Below are 3,529 nucleotides of genomic sequence, written 5' to 3' on the forward strand. Positions count from 1 at the left end.
GCGCGGCCGGTCGCCGCCCGAGGCGAGGGCCGCCGCCGTCTCGTCGATCTCCGCGAGGAGTGCCCCGGTCCGCTCGTGCAGCGCGCGTCCTTCCTGCGTGAGCTTCAGCAGACGAGCGCCCCGTTCGAACAGGCGCAGGCCGAGATCCGCTTCCAGTTCCGCGACGCGGCGCGACAGCGTCGCCTTCGGCCGGCCCGTCTCGCGGGCGGCACGGCCGAAGCCGCCGTGGCGGGCGACGAGATTGAAATCGGCGAGGGCGAGCAAGTCCATGTGTTCCACCTGTGAGACGGGATGTCCAATATTACCGTCTATCGGTCCATCTGCGGGATGTCTAAGCTGTGAAGCGTCAACCGACACTTTTCACAATCCAACAGGAGCACACACCATGACCATTCTTGTCACCGGCGCAACGGGCAACATCGGCCACCACGTCGTTAGCCAACTCGTGCAGCGCGGCGCCCCCGTGCGCGCACTCGTCCGCAATCCCGCCAAGGCTGCATTTCCGGATGGCGTCGACGTCGTCCAGGGCGACCTGCTCGACGTGGATGCCCTGCGCCGCGCATTCGACGGCGTGTCGACGCTGTTCTTGCTGAACGCCGTCGTCCCCGACGAATTCACGCAGGCGCTCGTCACGCTGAACGTGGCGCGGGAAGCGGGCGTGCAGCGGGTCGTCTACCTGTCCGTCATCCACAGCGACCTGTATGTGAACGTGCCGCACTTCGCCGGTAAATTCGGCGTCGAGCGGATGATCGAGCAGATGGGCTTTACCGCCACCATCCTGCGTCCGGCCTATTTCATCGACAACGACGTCACGATCAAGGACGTGGTGCTGGGCTACGGCGTGTATCCGATGCCGGTCGGCGCCAGGGGCCTCGCGATGGTCGATGCGCGCGACATCGCGGAGGTGGCCGCCATTGAGCTGATCCGCCGCCACGATGCCGCGCAGCCGTTGCCGCTCGAGCGCATCAACGTCGTCGGCCCGGACACGCTGACCGGTGCCGACGTCGCCGCCATCTGGTCCGACGTGTTGCAGCGTCCGATCGCGTACGGCGGCGACGACACGGCCGCCTTCGAACAGAACCTGCGCCAGTTCATGCCGGCCTGGATGGCCTACGACATGCGCCTGATGAGCGAGCGCTTCCTCACCGACGGCATGGTGCCGGCCGCCGGCGACGTCGCACGCCTGACCGCGCTGCTGGGCCGTCCGCTGCGCAGCTATCGCGCATTCGCCGCTGCCATCGCCGCGGCCTGAACCCGGGTGCTTCGGCTTTCCCGAACTTCTGCTTCCGATATTTCTGATTCTATTGTTCCTCTGACAGCTTTACACTTTGTCCGTCGTCAATATAAGGCGACCTGCCGATCCAGAGCCGATCGGCGGAACCACAGCTGAAAGGGAATTGAAATGAATCGAGTGTCATTGAACGCGGGCGTGAAGCTCGTCATCGCCGTCGTCGTGCTGATCCTGCTGTTCGCGCTGGCACCGTTCGGGACGGTGCCGGCCGGCCATCGCGGCGTGATGACGACGTTCGGCAGCCCGAGCGACCAGGTGCTGAGCGAGGGCATCCACTTCCGCGTGCCGATCGCGCAGAAGCTCAACCTCGTCAACGTCTCGATCCAGAAGGGCGAAGGCGATGGCGATGCCGCCTCGCGCGACCTGCAGACCGTGCACACCCGCGTGGCGCTGAACTACCACGTCCGTCCGGATGCCGCGATGACGGTGTTCCGCGACCTGGGCAACGAGCCGGGCCAGCGCATCATCATCCCCGCCGTGCAGGAAGCGGTGAAGGCCGTCACGGCCCGCTTCACGGCCGAGGAACTGATCGCCAAGCGTACCGACGTGCGCGACCAGATCGTCACCCAGCTGCGCGAACGGCTGGCGCGCCACGGCATCGTCGTGGACGAGTTCTCGATCGTGAACTTCAATTTCTCGCGCTCGTTCAATGAGGCGATCGAAGCGAAGACGACGGCCGAACAGCTCAAGCTGAAGGCGGAACGCGACCTGCAGCGCATCGAGGTGGAGGCGAAGCAGCGCGTCGCCCAGGCCAAGGCCGAAGCCGAATCGCTGGCCGTGCAGCGCCAGCAGGTGACGCCGGAACTGATCCGCCTGCGCGAGATGGAGAACCAGCGCATGGCCATCGAGAAGTGGGATGGCAAGCTGCCCAGCGTGGCGGGTGGTGCGATCCCGTTCATCAACGTGAGCAACAGCGTTAAATGATCCTCGCAATCGTAAGCAAGTGAAACAGGAGTGGCGTCGGCGTATGGCTGGGATCGTGCAGTCAACGCCGCGCTACGTCCTGCAACGCGCGTTTGCTTGTCTGCATGCATATTTGATCTCCGGGTCATTGATATGCACACCGGTAACAGATCCTTACCAATCCCCAATGTTTCGTTCTTGAACACATTGCTATCGTGGCGGCCTCACACCACCACAGGAGATAGCAATGAAAGCACTGACCTTCGCCCTCGCCGCTGCCACGCTCGTCGCCGGCACTGCCGCCCACGCGCAGCAGTCGACGACGTTCAAGCCGTATATCGGCGCGGGCGTCGCGAGCACCAGCAACCGGGACACCGACGGCCGCCACGCCGACGCGAAGATCTTCGGCGGCGTGGACTTCTCGAACAACCTGGGCGTGGAAGCGGGCTACGTCAATTTCTCCAGCCGCGACCGCCAGTATTCGGAAGCGTTGACGGGCATCCCGGGCGGCGTGAAGACGACGACGAAGGGGTACGGCGCCTACGTCGCCGCGAAATACACGGTGCCCATCACCGACCGCTTCTCCGCGTACGGCAAGCTGGGCCTCGCGCACAGCCAGCGCAAGTGGAACAACGACATCGGCTACTCGGCAACGGAGAACGACAACGACGTGTATGCCGGCGTGGGCGCGCAGTACAAGCTGAACGACACGCTGTCCCTCGTCGGCGAGTACGAGAACTACGGCAAGCGCAAGGATTTCGGCGCGCGCGCGGGCGTGTGGTCGGCGGGGCTGAAGGTCGGCTTCTGATTGCCCGTCAGGAAAAACCACGTTAGACTTGCGTTGTCGGAAAAGGCAGACTTGGTTATAGGTAGGCCCAAGTCCTTTCGGAAACGAAAGCTCTGTTTCATGCGTCCGCGCGTGCGAACCCTCGACGAACACTGGCGCCCGTCGGCGCCAACTGTTCGTCCGTGTGGTCGTCATGTCGATGCGCCGCTCCGGTCGAACAGTCGATCAAGGAGCAGCCCATGGACGCATCGTCATCCTCATTTTTTCTCCGCTTTACCGGTCGCACCGGCATCATCGCCGTCTCCGTTTTCTTCAACTTCGCCGGCTTCACCCTGATCATCCCCGTGCTGCCGTTTTCGGTGGCGCGCTACGTCGCGGCACCCGACGTCGCCTGGTGGGTGTCGGCTATCCTCGCCCTGTATTCGCTCTGTTCGTTCATCGCGGCGCCCGTGCTCGGCGCGCTGAGCGATCGCTTCGGGCGGCGGCCGGTGATGCTGGTGTCGCTGTGCGGCTCCGCCCTCGGATTCGCCGTGTTCGGTGTCGGCGGG

General features: G+C 64.4%; 5 protein-coding genes. 4 read left to right on the plus strand and 1 reads right to left on the minus strand.

The annotated features are described in order from the left end of the window. The coding region (locus ACEN88_RS26940) for a LysR family transcriptional regulator (RefSeq protein ID WP_413344608.1) at positions 1 to 270 on the minus strand (270 nt) is incomplete at its 3' end. Positions 271 to 385: 115 nt separating this feature from the next. Here ACEN88_RS26940 and ACEN88_RS26945 point away from each other — a divergent pair. From ACEN88_RS26945 to ACEN88_RS26960, 4 genes are all read left to right on the plus strand, one after another. Then, positions 386 to 1,252 (plus strand): SDR family oxidoreductase, encoded by an 867-nt coding sequence (locus ACEN88_RS26945; RefSeq protein ID WP_413344610.1) that lies wholly within the window; start codon positions 386 to 388, stop codon positions 1,250 to 1,252. A gap of 150 nt (positions 1,253 to 1,402) precedes the next feature. Continuing rightward, positions 1,403 to 2,215, plus strand: coding sequence for a prohibitin family protein (locus ACEN88_RS26950; RefSeq protein ID WP_413344612.1), 813 nt, complete (start codon positions 1,403 to 1,405; stop codon positions 2,213 to 2,215). A 226-nt stretch (positions 2,216 to 2,441) separates the two neighbouring features. Next, entirely contained in the window at positions 2,442 to 3,002 is a 561-nt protein-coding gene (locus ACEN88_RS26955; RefSeq protein WP_413344614.1) for a porin family protein, read from the plus strand. A gap of 218 nt (positions 3,003 to 3,220) precedes the next feature. Beyond that, positions 3,221 to 3,529 (plus strand): MFS transporter (locus tag ACEN88_RS26960; protein ID WP_413344616.1); only part of this gene is annotated, 309 nt, incomplete at its 3' end.

The sequence above is a fragment of the Massilia sp. CT11-108 genome (genome assembly GCF_047302915.1).
GTDB classification, from domain to species: domain Bacteria; phylum Pseudomonadota; class Gammaproteobacteria; order Burkholderiales; family Burkholderiaceae_D; genus Telluria; species Telluria orientalis.

Coding starts and splice junctions, on each gene's coding strand:
- ACEN88_RS26945 (WP_413344610.1), top strand. CDS start 386: ATGACCATTCTTGTCACCGGCGCAACGGGCAACATCGGCCACCACGTC.
- ACEN88_RS26950 (WP_413344612.1), top strand. CDS start 1,403: ATGAATCGAGTGTCATTGAACGCGGGCGTGAAGCTCGTCATCGCCGTC.
- ACEN88_RS26955 (WP_413344614.1), top strand. CDS start 2,442: ATGAAAGCACTGACCTTCGCCCTCGCCGCTGCCACGCTCGTCGCCGGC.